The sequence below is a fragment of the Lysobacter xanthus genome, assembly GCF_047159895.1.
In genome coordinates this window covers 1-13,953 of the sequence record NZ_BAAGAB020000066.1, presented here as the reverse complement: position 1 = coordinate 13,953, position 13,953 = coordinate 1, and the positions used below count along the sequence as shown (strand labels likewise).

The window sequence follows — 13,953 nt, the reverse complement described above, 5'->3', positions numbered from 1 at the left end:
ATCAGGGACGTCGGCTCCTCGCCGTCGCCCGCGCCGACGCGCTCGTCCTCGCTCAGTGCGACGCGCGCGTCCACGGTGCCTCGCGCGTCGTGGTCGGCTCCCTGGCCGTACGTCAGCCGCAGGCGGTCGTCACCTGGCTGCCGCGCTACGGGCAGGACCGCATCACGGTCGCGCTCGACAGCCGCGAGACCGACGGCCGCTGGACGTTGCCGACCGAGGGCTGGACGCGCGACGGCGGTGTCGACCTGTTCGACCTGGTCGATACCTACGCCGCGGCCGGCCTCCGCCACCTGCTGTGCACCGACATCGGCCGCGATGGCATGCTCGCCGGGCCCAACCTCGATCTCTACCGCGCGGTCGTCGCGCGCGCGCCCAGCGTGCAGTTGCAGGCCTCGGGCGGCGCGCGCTCGGTCGACGACGTACGCGCCGCGCTCGAGGCCGGCTGTGCGGGCATCGTGCTCGGGAAGGCGCTGCTCGAAGGTCGGCTCGACGTCGCGGACGCGCTCGCCGTGACGGAGCCAGCTTCGTGCTGAGCCGTCGACTCATTCCATGCCTCGACGTGCGCGACGGCCGCGTCGTCAAAGGCGTGCGCTTCCGCGACCACGTGGACATGGGCGACATCGTCGAACTCGCGCTGCGCTACCGCGACGAAGGCGCCGACGAACTCGTCTTCTACGACATCACCGCGAGCCCGGAAGGCCGCAGCGTCGACCGCGCGTGGGTCGAGCGCGTCGCGCGGCTGATCGACATCCCGTTCTGCGTCGCCGGGGGCATCCGCAGCGTCGAAGACGCACGCACGATCCTGCACGCCGGCGCCGACAAGGTCTCGGTCAACACGCCCGCGCTCGACCGTCCCGCGTTGATCGACGAACTGGCGACCGCCTTCGGCGTCCAATGCGTGGTCGTGGGCATCGACAGCCTGCGCGACGAGGACGGCGAATGGCGCGTGCGCCAGTACACCGGCGATCCATCGCGCACGAAGGCGCTCGCGCGGCGCACGCTCGACTGGATCGTCGAGGCGCAGGACCGCGGCGCCGGCGAGATCGTGCTCAACTGCATGGGGAGCGATGGCGTGCGCAGCGGCTACGACCTCGAACAGCTGGTCGCCGCGCGCGCACTCTGCCGGGTGCCGCTGATCGCCTCGGGCGGTGCGGGCGAGGCCGCGCACTTCGTCGACGTCTTCCGGGACGCCGATGTCGACGGCGCGCTCGCTGCCAGCGTCTTCCATTCCGGTGCCGTGCGGATCCCGGCACTCAAGTCCACGCTCGCCGATGCGGGCATCGAGGTGCGCCGTGCCTGAGCCGATCGTCTTCGACGCCACCGCGGTCGACTGGACCAAGCAGGACGGCATGGTCCCCGCCGTCGTGCAGGATGCGGCGACGCTGCGCGTGCTGATGGTCGGCTGGATGGATGCCGACGCACTCGCGCACACGCTCGCCACGCGGCAGGCGACGTTCTTCAGCCGCACCCGCGGGCGTCGCTGGACCAAGGGCGAGACCTCCGGAAACGTGCTCGAAGTCGTCGACGTCCGACTGGATTGCGACGCCGACACGCTGCTGGTGCTCGCGACGCCGCGCGGCCCGACGTGCCACCGCGGCCGCGAGAGCTGCTTCCCGGACGCGCCCGGCGACTTCCTCGGCGCGCTGGATGCGCTCGTCGCGCGCCGCGAGGTCGAACGTCCGGAAGGTAGCTACACGACCAGGCTGTTCGACGCGGGCGTGCGCCGCATCGCGCAGAAGGTCGGGGAGGAGGGCGTCGAGACGGCGCTGGCCGCGGTGGCGCAGGACGAGGCCGCGTTGCTCGGCGAGTCGGCGGACCTGCTGTACCACCTCGTCGTGCTGCTGCGCGCACGGGGACTGTCGCTCGCCGACGCGCTCCACGTGCTCGAGCGGCGCCACGGCGGCGCGGGTGGCGCGACGGGCGGCTGATAGGCTCTCCCGGTCTTCGGGAGTCTTCGCATGCATCGCCTCGTCGTCGCCGTGGTCCTGTCGTCGTTCGTCGCCGTCGCGCATGCGGCGTCCGGCTGCCCCGGTGCCGTCTACGACGACCACAACGCGAACGGCATGCGTGACGCCGGCGAGCGTGGCCTGCCCGGCATCCGGGTGTCCGACGGCGTCGAGATCGCGGTCACCGACCGTGACGGGCATTTCCGGCTGCCGGACGTTGCCGGTCGCACCCGTTTCGTCATCAAGCCGGCCGGTTGGGCGGTTCCCCGGCCGGACGGCGGACTCCCCGCGTTCTGGCGACACGCGCCGCATGCCGACGCGCCCAAGCTGCGCTTCGGCGGGATGAGCACGCCGGGCGAGGCCTGCCCGTCGTTCGGCCTGCAGCGCCGCCGCGCGGACCGGGATGGGCTCGAGGTGCTGCTGTTCGCCGATCCGCAGCCGAAGTCGATGACCGACGTCGACTACTACCGCCGCGACATCGTCGAACGCCTCCATCGGCCCGACCGTCGTGCGACCGCCGATCTCGGGCTCACCCTCGGCGACATCGTCAACGACGACCTCTCGCTGTACCCGGCGATGAACGCCGTCACGGGGTCGCTCGGCACGCCGTGGCTGCACGTCGCGGGCAACCACGACGTGGATGCGGACGCGACGCGCGACGAGGATGCGCTGCTCACGTTCCGCAACACGTACGGCCCCGACACGTTCGCCTGGGAGGAGCCGCAGGCCGACTTCGTGCTGCTCGACGACGTGATCACGCGCCCGGGACAGAAGCCGGCCTACGTCGGCGGCCTTCGCGAGGACCAGTTCCGGTTCCTCGAGCGCTACCTGTCGACGCACGATCCGCGACGCCTGCTGGTCGTCGGCGTGCACATCCCGTTCTTCCCGGATGGCGGCGAGACGTTCCGCGCTGTCGACCGCGAACGCCTCTTCGCGCTGCTGAAGGACGTCCCGAAGGTGCTGCTGCTCAGCGCGCACGGCCACGTGCAGCGCCATGTCCTGCACGACGCGGGCACCGGCTGGCACGGCGCGGCGCCGCTCCACGAATACAACATGGGCGCCGCCTGCGGCGCCTACTGGTCCGGCGCGAAGAACGACGACGGCATCCCGGACGCGACGATGGCGGACGGCACGCCGAACGGGTGGGCGCGCCTGCACATCGGCGAGGACGGCCGCTATGCGCTGAAGTGGGAGCCCGCAGGCGTGCATGGCGAGAGCGCGCTGACCGACGCGATGCGGCTGCATGCGCCGCGCGTGCTGCGTCGAGGCGCGTATCCGGCCTGGGGCGTGTTCGCGAACGTCTGGATGGGCGTGGCTGGCGAGCGCGTCGAGTTTCGCGTGGACGACGGCGAGTGGCAGCCGATGAAGCGCGTCGAACAGGCGGACCCCTGGCTGCTCGCCGAGAACGTGCGCGATGACGAAGCGGCCTCGCTGCGCGGCTACGACCGCTCGCCCGAGGCGCAGGCGTCCACGCACCTGTGGCGCGGCGCGCTGCCGACCTCGCTCGCAGTCGGCGAGCATCGCGTCGAGGTGCGTGCGGTGGACCCGTGGCAGGGCGAGCAGCGCGCCCGGGTCGGCTATCGCCTGGACGATGCCGCGCCATGACGGCCGACGGCCTACCGGTCCTGGCCTTCGCGGACGCGGCCGCCTTCGAACGCTGGATCGAATCGCCGGGCGACGCGCGCGGCCTGTGGCTGCGGATCGCCAAGGCCGGGCGGGGGATCGAATCGGTCACCTACGACGCCGCGCTCGACGTCGCGCTCTGCCACGGCTGGATCGACGGGCAGAAGCGCGCATTCGACGCGGACTGGTTCCTGCAGCGTTTCACCCCGCGACGTCCGCGCAGCCTGTGGTCGAAGCGGAACGTCGAAAAGGCCGGCGCGCTGATCGCCGCCGGTCGAATGCGGCCCGCCGGGCAGCGCGAGATCGATGCCGCGCGGGCGGACGGCCGCTGGGACCGCGCTTACGCAGGCGCGTCGTCGCGCGAGGTGCCGGACGAGCTCGCCGCGCTGCTGGCGCGCGATCCGGACGCGCGTCGCGCCTTCGAAGCCCTGTCCGCCGCGAACCGCTATGCCTTCTGCTGGCGCGTGCAGACCGCGAAGCGGCCGGAGACCCGCCAAGCACGCGCGCGCGATTTCGTGGCGATGATGCTACGCGGCGAGGCGCTGCACTGACCGGAGGTCAGACGCCCACGTCGGCGAACGACTCGACCCGGCGATGGCCCTTCGCCGCCTCGCCCTCGCGCGGCTGGGGGTAATCCTCGCGTCGATCGACCAGCACCGTCTGCAGGCCCGCCTCGCGCGCCGCGTCGACTTCCTCGACGACGTCGGAGAGGAACAGCACCTCGCCGGGTGCCAGGCCGATCGCCTCGGCGATGCGCGCATAGCTCTGCGCGTCGCGCTTGCCGCCGATTTCGGTGTCGAACCAATTCGACACGATGGAAGTCAGGTCCCCGGCGTCGCTGTGCCCGAAGAAGAGCTTCTGTGCCGGCACGCTTCCGGACGAATACACGTGGATCGGCAGGCCCGCCGCATGCCACTCGCGCAGCGCCTCCACTGCGTCCGGGTACATGTGCGCGGTGAAGTCGGCATTGCCATAGCCGGCCTTCCAGATCATGCCCTGTAGGACCTTGAGCGCCGTGTGCTTGCGGTCCTCGTCGATCCAGCCCTGCAGTACTTCCACGACCATCGCGTCGTCGCACATGCCGCCCTGCTCGGTGGCGACGGTGTCGAGCCAACGGCGCACCTCGGGCTCGTCGCCGTGCGCCTGCACGAACGCGGGCAGGGCGCGGCGCGCGTACGGGAACAGCACGTCCTTGACGAACGAGATGCTGCTGGTGGTGCCTTCGATGTCGGTCAGGATCGCGCGGACGGGCATGCGGGCCTCGGAATGCGAACGGCCGCGCGGACGCGGCCGTGGAAAGGGATGGGACGGCTTATTCGCCCCGCGGCTTCTCGAAGCGCGGGAAGCGCTGCGCGATGTCGGTGCCGGTGAAATGGCCGACCCAGCCGTCGGGCTGCTGGAAGAAGCGGATCGCGACGAATTCCGGTTCCGGGCCCATGTCGAACCAGTGCAGCGTGGAGTCGGGCACCGAAATGAGGTCGCCCGCCTCGCACGTCATCTCGTAGACGCGGTCCTCGACATGCAGGGTGAACATGCCCGAGCCCGCGACGAAGAAACGCACCTCGTCTTCCTTGTGGAAATGCTCGTCGAGGAACTTCTTGCGCGCGTCTTCCCGATGCGGCGCGTCGGGCGCGATGCTCACCACGTCGACGGTCGTGAAGCCGCGCTCGCGCACGATGCGGTCGATGTCGCCTCGATAGGCATCGAGGATGACGTCCGGCTCGTCACCGGCCTTGACCGGCTTGCTCGCTTCCCAGCGCTCGAAGCCCACGCCGACGGGCGCGAGGCGCGCGGCGATGGCGTCGACGTCGGTGGACGAGAACTCGGGCTGGTCGGGCGTGGCTTCGTGGAAGATGCGCAGGCGGCTCATGTCGGACTCGGATCAGGCGAGGGGAGCGAACGGAACGGAGCTGGGGGCGAGGCGCCGCATTTCCATCTCGCAGGCGATGAGGAATTCGAACGCTTCCAGATGTCGACGGGCCTCGTCCATGTCGCGGCCCCAGGCGTACAGGCCGTGGCCTTCGATCAGGTAGCCCCACAGCGGGCCGGCATCGAGCAGCGCTTCCACTCGCGCGGCCAACGCGGGCATGTCCTGCGAATTGGGCAGCACGGGCAGGTCGATGGCCGCCTCGTGGGTGTCGTTGCCGCGGAAGGCCTTGAGCAGCTCGTAGCCTTCCAGGTGCATCGAACCCTGCGCCGCGAACAGGCGCGAGGCGACGGTCTGGTTCATCGAATGCGTGTGCAGCACGCAGCCTACGTCGGGGAAGCGGGCGTAGAGCTGGGTATGCAGCAGCGTCTCGGCGGACGACGTGCGGTCCGTGGCGACCGGCCGGCCCTCGAGGTCGACGACCATGATGTCGTCCGGCACGAGGCGGCCCTTGTCCCGGCCCGAGACGGTGATCGCCGCGTGCCGATCGTCCAGCCGGTGCGAGAAATTGCTGCTCGTGGCCGGCGTCCAGCCGCGCGCGGCGAGTTCGCGGACGTTGGCGATGATCGACTCGGCGCAGGCGGCGAGCCGCTGCGGATCAAACGGGAGGGAAGCGCTCATCGCGCAAGTTTAGGGCAGGGCGCGTCAGCGTCGTGCACTGGGGCGGTGCAGCGCGGTTCCGGCGATGGAACGCTCGCCGTCGCGACAAAAGGAAACGGCGCGGTTGCCCGCGCCGTTCCGGTGAAGCCCTGTCGCGTCGATCAGGCCTGCGGGCCCTCGTGGAACGGGGGCTCCGGGTCGATCGGCGGACCGCGGCGATCCGCCGGGTTGCCGTGCGCCAGGTGGCTGCGGCGGTAGCCGTACAGGAAGTACACGACGAGGCCGATCGCCGCCCAGCCGAAGAACATCGAGAGCGTGTAGCCCGAGAGGTTCAGGAACAGCAGGAGGCAGCCTGCGACCGCGAGCGGGCAGACCAGCCACACCAACGGCGTGCGGAAGGGACGCGGACGGTTCGGATCCTTGACGCGCAGGATCATCACCGCGGCGGCCACCATCACGAACGCGAAGAGCGTGCCCGAGTTGGAGATGTCCGCGAGGATGCCGACGGGGAACAGCGCGGCGAACGCGGCCACGAACACGCCGGTGATCATCGTGATCACGTGCGGGGTGTGGAAGCGCGGATGCACCGTCGACAGCCGCTCCGGCAGCAGGCCGTCGCGCGACATCGTGAAGAAGATGCGCGTCTGGCCGTAGATCATCATCAGGATGACCGACGGCAGGGCGAGACCCGCGGCGATGCCGAGCACGTTGCCCCACTTGGCGAAGCCGAGCATGCGCAGCACGTGCGCGAGCGGCTCCTTGCTGCAGACGAGCGCCTGGCTGCCTTCGCAGGCCGCGGCCAGCTCGGGGCTGCCCGGGTGCATGGCGAGGCCGTTCGGGCCCATCACCGGCTGCGAGCCCACGGAACCGACCGCGCCGTAGCCCACCAGCAGGTAGAACAGGGTGCAGACGCCCAGCGAGCCGATCAGGCCGATCGGGATGTTGCGGTTCGGGTTCTTCGTTTCCTCGGCCGCGGTCGAGACCGCATCGAAGCCGACGTAGGCGAAGAAGATCGAGGCCGCCGCGCCCAGCACGCCGACGCCGCCGAGCGGGCTGCCCCAGCCGGTCGGGAAGAAGGGCTGGAAGTTCGTGTCCTTCGCCGCCGGCACCGCGATGGCGATGAACGCCGTCAGCGCCGCGACCTTGATCAGCACGAGGACCGCATTGACCTTCGCCGACTTCGACGTGCCGATGACCAGCAGGCCAGTGACGACGAGCGAGATCAGGAAGGCCAGCAGGTTGAAGCTGCCGCCATCCATCGGGCCCGTCTTGAGGGCGTCCGGCAAGCTGATCCCCGCGCTCGCGAGCAGCCCGTTGACGTAGCCGGACCAGCCGACCGCGACCGCGCCGGCCGCGATGGCGTATTCGAGCACCAGCGCCCAGCCGACGGTCCACGCGAGGCCTTCGCCGAGCACGCCGTAGGTATAGGTGTAGGCAGAGCCGGAGACCGGCACCATCGACGCGAGTTCGGCGTAGGCGAGTGCGGCGAGGCCGCAGACCACCGCCGCGATGACGAAGGCCACCATCATCGCCGGGCCGGCCTTCTGGCCGGCTTCGGCCGTGAGCACGAAGATACCCGTGCCGATGATCGCGCCGATGCCGAGCATCGTGAGCTGGAACGCACCGAGCTGTCGCTTGAGCGACTTCTTTTCGGCCGTCTCGAGAATCTTGTCGAGCGGTTTCACACGCCAGAACAGCATTTGCTTCTCCCCGGGGAACGTACGGCCCAGCCGGACCGGACAACCCGGCGACCATAGCCGCTGCCGCCGCCCGTGCACAAGTCACGTTTCGCCGACAAACGCGCTGAACGGGGATAATGCTGCGCTGCACCTTTGAAGACGCTGGCGTATGGACCCGATGTCGAACCACGAGGCGATCGACCGACTGCATCGCGACCTCGAGGCCTACGCGGCGCGATGGCCGGACGAGGCGGCGGTCGTGGCCCATTTCGTCGAACTGCTGCACGACATCGAGACCGGACCATTCGCGCGCGAGCGCGTCGCGGGGCACTTCACGGGCTCGGCCTGGCTCGTCGACCGCACCGGCGAGCGCGTGCTGCTCACCCATCACCGCAAGCTGGGGCGCTGGCTGCAGCTCGGCGGGCATGCCGACGGCGATGCCGACCTCGGCCGCGTGGCACTGAAAGAGGCGGAGGAGGAGTCCGGCCTCGGCGGGCTCACCCTGGAGCCCGGACTCTTCGACCTCGACCGCCATTGGATTCCCGAGCGCGGCGACGTTCCCGCGCACTGGCATTACGACGTGCGCTTCGTCGTGCGTGCCGGCGACGACGAAGCCTTCGTCGTCAGCGAGGAGTCGCTGGACCTCGCCTGGCGCGTCATCGCGCAACTGCACGCGGATCCCGCGTCCGACGACTCCGTGCGCCGCATGTCGGCGAAGTGGCTCGCGCGCGACTAGACGCGCGGTTGCGCCCGGTTATTCGACGCGCTCGTCGTAGTCCGCGAGCACCGACATCGCGCGCGCGTCGTCCGCGTGCAGGTGCTTGAGCGCCGCGAGCCGCGCATCCGTGCCCGCGCACGCCGTGCGCAGGCCGTCGAGGATCTCACGTCGGCGCGCACGGTCGGCAGTCGAATCGGTTTCCGGCCACGGCTCGCCGCGGAAGTGGTCGCAGGCATCGCGGTCGTCCACGTAGGTGCGCACATCGTCCGGCAGGGCGCACCAGCCGTCGAACGGATCACGGCCGAGCGGCGGGGCGCAGGTCGTGGCTGGCGTCGACGTCGCGACGGGCGGCGGGGGCGCAGTGGCGCGTGGGGCGGTGCACGCGCAACCCGCGAGGGTCAGGACGAGCAGGGCGAGCGGGAGGCGCGGCATCGGGAACTCCGGAAACGGCGACGGCGCCCCGGTCGAGGCGCCGTCGTGGTGGACCGTCCGTGCGGGCGGGAGTTCCGCCGGGATCAGTCCGCGCGACCGGCGAACTCGCCGGTGGTTGTGTTCACCAGCACGCGCTCGCCGTTGCCGATGTACTCGGGGACCATGATCTCGAGGCCGGTCGACAGCTTGGCCGGCTTCGGGCGCTTGGTCGCGGTGCCGCCCTTGAGCTCCGGCGGCGTCTCGATGACTTCCATCGTCACCGTCTGCGGCAGCTGCAGGCCCACGGGCGCGTCGTCGATGATCTGGATGTAGCAGCCGGAGAGGTCCGGCACGATGTAGCCGGACATGTCGCCGACGTTGGACGCGTCGAGCGTGTAGGGCGTGTAGTCCTCGTCGTCGAGGAAGACGAAGGCGTCGCCGTCCATGTACGAGAACGTCGCCTGGCGACGCGCGAGGTCGACTTCGCGCAGGTCGTCGTCGCCGTCGAAGCTCGCATCGAGCTTGTTGCCGCCGGGCACGCTGTACATGGTGAAGCGGAAGCGCACGTTGCCGCCGCGGCCCTGCGGGCTGCTGCGCTCGATGTCGCGGATCTGGTATACGCCGCCGTTGTGTTCGACGACGTTGCCCTTCTTGATGTCGTAGGCCTTCATTGGAATTCCGTGCGTTGCGGGCCGGCACCGCCGACCGGGAAGGGCGTTTACTTCGGCGCGAGTCGCGTGGCGCCGTCGAGGCGGATCGTCTCGCCGTTGAGGTAGGTGTTGCCCAGGATGTAGGCCGCGAGGTCGGCGAACTCCTCGGGCTTGCCGAGGCGCGACGGGAACGGGATCGACGCGGCGAGCGACTGCTGTACCGACTCCGGCATGCCGTCGACCATCGGCGTCCAGAACACGCCGGGCGCGATCGTGAGCACGCGGATCCCGAAACGCGCGAGTTCGCGCGCCATCGGCAGCGTCATGCCGACCACGCCGCCCTTCGACGCCGAGTACGCGGCCTGGCCGATCTGGCCCTCGTACGCGGCGACCGACGCCGTATTGATGATCACGCCACGCTCGCCGTCGGCGCCGGCTTCGTTGTCCTGCATCCGGGCGGCGCAGGCCTTGGCGACGTTGAAGCTGCCGACGAGGTTGACCATCACCGTGGTCTGGAACTGTGCGAGCGGCATCGCGCCGTCCTTGCCGAGCACGCGGCCCGAGCCGAGGATGCCGGCGCAGTTCACGGCGACGTTGAGGCCGCCGAGGAATTCGGCCGCGGCGGCGACGTTGGCGACGACGTCCGCCTCGTTGGTCACGTCGGTGCGGAAGAAGCGCGCCTTGTCGGCGCCGAGCTCGGCGACCGCGGCCGCGCCCTTCTCCTCGTTGACGTCGAACAGGGCGACGCGTCCGTCGTCGCGGACGAGGCGCTGGGCGACGGCGAAGCCGAGGCCGGACACGCCGCCGGTGATGACGGCACGGGCGTTGGAGATCTGCATGGCGGTCCCTCGGACGGCGGAAAGGCGGCGATTCTACCGGGCGGGCGCCGTCGCAGCGGGCGCGTCGCCCGGCGCGCGGTAGACCACGCCGTCCTTCATCGACAGCACGGGGCGGGCGAGGGTCGCGATGTCGACGGTCGGATCGCCGTCGAACGCGGCGAGGTCGGCGCGCAGGCCCACGCGGATCGTGCCGATGCGCGCCTGCTGTCGCAGGATCCTCGCGGCCGTGGACGTGCATGCTCGCAGCGCGTCGACGGGCGCCATGCCGGCCTTCACCATCAGCACCGGCTCCCGCCAATTGTCGCCATGGCGGAAGACGCCGACGTCGCTGCCGCAGCCGATCGTCACGCCGGCCGCCATCGCCGTGCGGAAGGCCTTGAGCGATTCCTCGATCTTCGGCGTCGGCGCGGACCGGCCGGGCACGTACTTGTTGAAATACGTCTCGGTCGATTCGACCGCGGTCAACGTCGGCAGGTAGGCGACGCCGCGCTCGCGCATCAGCCGGAAGGTGGCCGCGCTGCCGCCGTAACCGTGCTCGACGGTGTCGACACCCGCCTCGACCGCCATGCGCATGCCCGCGTCGGTCGCCGCATGCGCCGCCACCGGGCGTCCGCTGCCGTGCGCGACATCGACCATCGCCTTCAGCTCGACCGGCATGAACGTCGGCTGCGGGCTGCCGTCGGCGCCGACGCGATAGTCGGCGTAGACCTTGATCCAGTCCGCGCCGCGACCGGCTTGTTCGCGCACCGCACGGATGCCTTCGTCGACGCCGCTGACTTCCTGTGCGCCGCCGGGCAGTTCCGCATCGGGCCGGAAGCCGCGCGGGCCCGGGCCGTAGCTCGACGTCGCGACGATCGCGCGGGTCGAGACGAACAGGCGCGGGCCGTCGACCAGTCCTTCGTCGATGGCGCGCTTCAGCGCCACGTCCGCATAACCCGCACCCTCGGTGCCGAGGTCGCGCAGCGTGGTGAAGCCGGCGCGCAGCGTGTCCCCGGCGAAGCGGGCGGCCTTGAGCGTGCGGTACGGCTCCGGCTCCTTGAGCACCTGGTCGTTCCAGGCGGCCTCGTCGTAAGGGTGCAGGAACAGGTGCGAATGCAGGTCGATCAGGCCCGGCGTCAGCGTGGCGCCCGGCAGGTCGATGCGGCGCGCGTCGGCGGGCGCCTCGACGGAGGCCGCGGGACCAACCGCCGCGACCGCGCCGTCGCGCACGAGCACCGACCAGCCCGCATGCGCGGGGCCGTCGCCGGTCCAGACGCGCGCGGGCGTGATCAGCAGCGTTTCGGCGGACACCGGCGTCGCCGCGAGCGACGCCATCGACAGCACCGCGCACAGCAGACGCTTCATGTCAGAGATCCTTGAGGTACCAGATATCGCAGCCGCCGTGCCCGGTCGCACCCATCGGCGTGTCGGTGCGACGGAAGCCGTTGCGCTCGTACAGACGCATCGCGGCGTCCATGCCCGTGAGCGTTTCGAGATAGCAGCGGTGGAAGCCGAAGCCGCGCGCGGCATCGAGCGAACGCGCCATCACGGCCGCGCCCGCACCGAGCCCACGGGCACGCGGCAGGAAGTACATCTTGCGCAACTCGCAGGTGTCGGCATCGCCGCCTTCCAGCGGTGCGACGCCGCCGCCGCCGACCACTTCGCCGTCCACCTCGACGACGAAGTAGGCGCTGCGCGGCGCGGAATAGGCCCGGTGCATCCAGTCGACTTCGGGATCGTTGATCGCGAAGCCCGAGCCACAGGCGCCGAATTCCGGCATCACCGTGCGGATGATGGAAGCCATGGCCGCGTCGTCGCGCGGCTCGATCGGGCGGAGGGTGTAGGCGGTCGTCATGCGGCGCTCCTCGCGCGGGTGACCTTGCTGGAGGTTTCGCGGCCGAGCAGGGCGGCCAGCCAGCGGCCCGTGTCGACCAGCGCGTCGAGGTCCACGCCGGTGGTCATGCCCATGCCGTGCAGCATGTAGACGACGTCCTCGCTGGCCACGTTGCCGCTGGCGCCCTTTGCGTAGGGGCAGCCGCCCGTGCCGGACACGGCCGAGTCGACGACGCGGATGCCATCCTCGACGCAGGCGAGGATGTTCGCCAGCGCCTGGCCGTAGGTGTCGTGGAAATGCACGGCGAGCGCTTCGAGCGGCACCTCGCCCGCGACCGCGCGCACCATCGCGCGTGCCCTCGCAGGCGTGCCGACGCCGATCGTGTCGCCGAGCGAGATTTCCTCGCAGCCCATCGCATGCAGCGCGCGGGCCACACGCACGACGTCCGCGACGTCGACCTCGCCCTGGTACGGGCAGCCGAGCACGGTCGAGACGTAGCCGCGCACGCGCACGTCGTCGGCTTTGGCGCGTTCCATGACCGGCGCGAAGCGCTCGAGCGATTCGTCGATCGAGGCATTGATGTTCTTGCGGTTGAACGCTTCGGACGCCGCGGTGAACACCGCGATGTGACGGACGCAGACCTCGCGCGCGCGCTCGTAGCCCTGCAGGTTCGGCACGAGCACGGGGTAGTCGACGCCGTCGCGACGCGCGATACCGCGGAACACGGCGGCGGCGTCGGCGAGCTGCGGCACCCACTTCGGGCTGACGAAGCTGGTGGCCTCGACGACCGGCAGGCCCGTCGCGGACAGCCGATCGATCAGCGCGATCTTGTCGGCGGTCGCGATGATCGCCTTCTCGTTCTGCAGGCCATCGCGCGGGCCGACCTCGACGATGCGGACGAGGTCGCTCACGACGCGGCCTCCAGGATCACCAGCGCCGCATCGGCTTCGACGAAGTCGCCCGTCGCACCGCGCACCTCGGCGACCACGCCGTCGCGCGGCGCCTTGAGGCTCAACTCCATCTTCATCGCCTCGATCACCATGAGTTCCTGCCCGGCGGTGACCGCATCGCCGGGCGTCACGCGCGCGAGCACGACGCGGCCGGGCATCGGCGCGACGACGCGATCGGCGCCGCTTTCGGCGCCGCCGTGTCGCGGATCGTGCAGCGGGGCATCGTGCAGGGCGAGGCGACGCGCGCCGTCGTGCACGCTCCACGCGCCGCCCGTGCGGCCGACGCGCACCGACAGCGCCTCGCCGTCGAGGCGAAGGCTCAGGCGTTCGCCCTCGAGGCGTACTCCGTCGACCGCATGGATGCGTCCCGCGTGCTCGATTCGATAGCGGCCGGAATGACCGCCGACGCGCAGCAGGAGGCGCTCGCCGCGGTGCAGGACCGCGATGCGCGACAGGGCGGGGCCGTCGATGCGCCAACCGTCGTGGTGGGCCCAGGGCGACGTCGGATCGCCGGACGCGGCATTGCAGCCGGCGGCGGCGCGTTCCGAAGCGACGAGTCGCGCGGTGACGGCCGCCAGCAACAGGCGCTCGTCGTCGGTGCCGGTCGCGGCAAGGAATTCGTCGAGATGACGGTCCAGGTAGCCGGTATCGATCGTGCCGTTCACCACGGCCGGGTGCCGCACGAGCCGCTCGAGGAACTCGACGTTCGACTTCGGCCCCGCGATTTCGCAGCGCGCCAGCGCGTCGCGCAGCCGCGCGAGCGCCTGCGGCCGGTCCGCGCCATGCACGATGAGCTT

General features: G+C 70.8%; 17 protein-coding genes. 6 read left to right on the top strand and 11 right to left on the bottom strand.

Annotated features, from left to right (window positions below):
- The 5 genes from ACY35P_RS12940 to ACY35P_RS12920 all read left to right on the top strand — a co-directional run.
- The coding region (locus tag ACY35P_RS12940) for a 1-(5-phosphoribosyl)-5-[(5-phosphoribosylamino)methylideneamino]imidazole-4-carboxamide isomerase (RefSeq protein WP_462116251.1) at positions 1-533 on the top strand (533 nt) is incomplete at its 5' end.
- The gene (gene hisF / locus ACY35P_RS12935) at positions 527-1,300 is read left to right on the top strand and encodes an imidazole glycerol phosphate synthase subunit HisF (RefSeq protein ID WP_462116250.1); all 774 of its coding nucleotides are present in this window, start codon (positions 527-529) and stop codon (positions 1,298-1,300) included. The genes ACY35P_RS12940 and hisF, both read left to right, overlap by 7 nt.
- On the top strand, positions 1,272-1,928 hold the full coding sequence (gene hisIE, locus ACY35P_RS12930) for a bifunctional phosphoribosyl-AMP cyclohydrolase/phosphoribosyl-ATP diphosphatase HisIE (protein WP_462116249.1): 657 nt from the start codon (positions 1,272-1,274) through the stop codon (positions 1,926-1,928). Before hisF ends, hisIE begins: the two co-directional genes overlap by 29 nt.
- A gap of 30 nt (positions 1,929-1,958) precedes the next feature.
- Positions 1,959-3,551, top strand: a complete 1,593-nt coding sequence (locus ACY35P_RS12925) for a calcineurin-like phosphoesterase C-terminal domain-containing protein (RefSeq protein WP_462116248.1) — start codon at positions 1,959-1,961, stop codon at positions 3,549-3,551.
- Positions 3,548-4,120, top strand: a complete 573-nt coding sequence (locus ACY35P_RS12920) for a YdeI/OmpD-associated family protein (RefSeq protein WP_462116247.1) — start codon at positions 3,548-3,550, stop codon at positions 4,118-4,120. Before ACY35P_RS12925 ends, ACY35P_RS12920 begins: the two co-directional genes overlap by 4 nt.
- A gap of 7 nt (positions 4,121-4,127) precedes the next feature.
- On the opposite strand, the gene mtnC is transcribed toward ACY35P_RS12920, so the two are convergent.
- The 4 genes from mtnC to ACY35P_RS12900 all read right to left on the bottom strand — a co-directional run bounded on the left by mtnC (position 4,128) and on the right by ACY35P_RS12900 (position 7,796).
- Positions 4,128-4,823: an acireductone synthase gene (mtnC, locus tag ACY35P_RS12915; protein WP_462116246.1), complete on the bottom strand. Its 696-nt coding sequence runs from the start codon at positions 4,821-4,823 to the stop codon at positions 4,128-4,130.
- Positions 4,824-4,881: 58 nt separating this feature from the next.
- Positions 4,882-5,439: a 1,2-dihydroxy-3-keto-5-methylthiopentene dioxygenase gene (locus tag ACY35P_RS12910; RefSeq protein WP_462116245.1), complete on the bottom strand. Its 558-nt coding sequence runs from the start codon at positions 5,437-5,439 to the stop codon at positions 4,882-4,884.
- Positions 5,440-5,451: 12 nt separating this feature from the next.
- Positions 5,452-6,117, bottom strand: a complete 666-nt coding sequence (locus ACY35P_RS12905; protein ID WP_462116244.1) for a methylthioribulose 1-phosphate dehydratase — start codon at positions 6,115-6,117, stop codon at positions 5,452-5,454.
- 140 nt (positions 6,118-6,257) lie between these two features.
- The gene (locus tag ACY35P_RS12900) at positions 6,258-7,796 is read right to left on the bottom strand and encodes an amino acid permease (protein ID WP_462116243.1); all 1,539 of its coding nucleotides are present in this window, start codon (positions 7,794-7,796) and stop codon (positions 6,258-6,260) included.
- 148 nt (positions 7,797-7,944) lie between these two features.
- Here ACY35P_RS12900 and ACY35P_RS12895 point away from each other — a divergent pair, with 148 nt between their 5' ends.
- Positions 7,945-8,511: an NUDIX hydrolase gene (locus ACY35P_RS12895; RefSeq protein WP_462116242.1), complete on the top strand. Its 567-nt coding sequence runs from the start codon at positions 7,945-7,947 to the stop codon at positions 8,509-8,511.
- An 18-nt stretch (positions 8,512-8,529) separates the two neighbouring features.
- Here ACY35P_RS12895 and ACY35P_RS12890 read toward each other — a convergent pair whose 3' ends face one another.
- From ACY35P_RS12890 to ACY35P_RS12860, 7 genes are all read right to left on the bottom strand, one after another.
- Complete coding sequence (locus ACY35P_RS12890) at positions 8,530-8,925, bottom strand: hypothetical protein (protein ID WP_462116241.1); 396 nt, start codon at positions 8,923-8,925, stop codon at positions 8,530-8,532.
- Positions 8,926-9,008: 83 nt separating this feature from the next.
- Positions 9,009-9,575 (bottom strand): elongation factor P-like protein YeiP, encoded by a 567-nt coding sequence (gene yeiP, locus ACY35P_RS12885; protein ID WP_462116240.1) that lies wholly within the window; start codon positions 9,573-9,575, stop codon positions 9,009-9,011.
- 47 nt (positions 9,576-9,622) lie between these two features.
- On the bottom strand, positions 9,623-10,393 hold the full coding sequence (locus ACY35P_RS12880; RefSeq protein ID WP_462116239.1) for an SDR family NAD(P)-dependent oxidoreductase: 771 nt from the start codon (positions 10,391-10,393) through the stop codon (positions 9,623-9,625).
- A 33-nt stretch (positions 10,394-10,426) separates the two neighbouring features.
- Complete coding sequence (locus ACY35P_RS12875; RefSeq protein WP_462116238.1) at positions 10,427-11,737, bottom strand: metal-dependent hydrolase family protein; 1,311 nt, start codon at positions 11,735-11,737, stop codon at positions 10,427-10,429.
- A 1-nt stretch (position 11,738) separates the two neighbouring features.
- On the bottom strand, positions 11,739-12,227 hold the full coding sequence (locus tag ACY35P_RS12870) for a GNAT family N-acetyltransferase (protein WP_462116237.1): 489 nt from the start codon (positions 12,225-12,227) through the stop codon (positions 11,739-11,741).
- A complete protein-coding gene (locus ACY35P_RS12865; protein WP_462116236.1) occupies positions 12,224-13,117 on the bottom strand; it encodes a hydroxymethylglutaryl-CoA lyase in 894 nt (297 codons plus the stop codon). Before ACY35P_RS12865 ends, ACY35P_RS12870 begins: the two co-directional genes overlap by 4 nt.
- The coding region (locus ACY35P_RS12860) for a biotin/lipoyl-containing protein (RefSeq protein ID WP_462116235.1) at positions 13,114-13,953 on the bottom strand (840 nt) is incomplete at its 5' end. The genes ACY35P_RS12865 and ACY35P_RS12860, both read right to left, overlap by 4 nt.

What these genes read in the sequence shown, in the direction of transcription:
- hisIE (WP_462116249.1), top strand. Translation starts at nt 1,272, where the DNA reads ATGCGGGCATCGAGGTGCGCCGTGCCTGAGCCGATCGTCTTCGACGCC.
- ACY35P_RS12925 (WP_462116248.1), top strand. Translation starts at nt 1,959, where the DNA reads ATGCATCGCCTCGTCGTCGCCGTGGTCCTGTCGTCGTTCGTCGCCGTC.
- ACY35P_RS12920 (WP_462116247.1), top strand. Translation starts at nt 3,548, where the DNA reads ATGACGGCCGACGGCCTACCGGTCCTGGCCTTCGCGGACGCGGCCGCC.
- mtnC (WP_462116246.1), bottom strand. Translation starts at nt 4,823, where the DNA reads ATGCCCGTCCGCGCGATCCTGACCGACATCGAAGGCACCACCAGCAGC.
- ACY35P_RS12910 (WP_462116245.1), bottom strand. Translation starts at nt 5,439, where the DNA reads ATGAGCCGCCTGCGCATCTTCCACGAAGCCACGCCCGACCAGCCCGAG.
- ACY35P_RS12905 (WP_462116244.1), bottom strand. Translation starts at nt 6,117, where the DNA reads ATGAGCGCTTCCCTCCCGTTTGATCCGCAGCGGCTCGCCGCCTGCGCC.
- ACY35P_RS12900 (WP_462116243.1), bottom strand. Translation starts at nt 7,796, where the DNA reads ATGCTGTTCTGGCGTGTGAAACCGCTCGACAAGATTCTCGAGACGGCC.
- ACY35P_RS12895 (WP_462116242.1), top strand. Translation starts at nt 7,945, where the DNA reads ATGGACCCGATGTCGAACCACGAGGCGATCGACCGACTGCATCGCGAC.
- ACY35P_RS12890 (WP_462116241.1), bottom strand. Translation starts at nt 8,925, where the DNA reads ATGCCGCGCCTCCCGCTCGCCCTGCTCGTCCTGACCCTCGCGGGTTGC.
- yeiP (WP_462116240.1), bottom strand. Translation starts at nt 9,575, where the DNA reads ATGAAGGCCTACGACATCAAGAAGGGCAACGTCGTCGAACACAACGGC.
- ACY35P_RS12880 (WP_462116239.1), bottom strand. Translation starts at nt 10,393, where the DNA reads ATGCAGATCTCCAACGCCCGTGCCGTCATCACCGGCGGCGTGTCCGGC.
- ACY35P_RS12875 (WP_462116238.1), bottom strand. Translation starts at nt 11,737, where the DNA reads ATGAAGCGTCTGCTGTGCGCGGTGCTGTCGATGGCGTCGCTCGCGGCG.
- ACY35P_RS12870 (WP_462116237.1), bottom strand. Translation starts at nt 12,227, where the DNA reads ATGACGACCGCCTACACCCTCCGCCCGATCGAGCCGCGCGACGACGCG.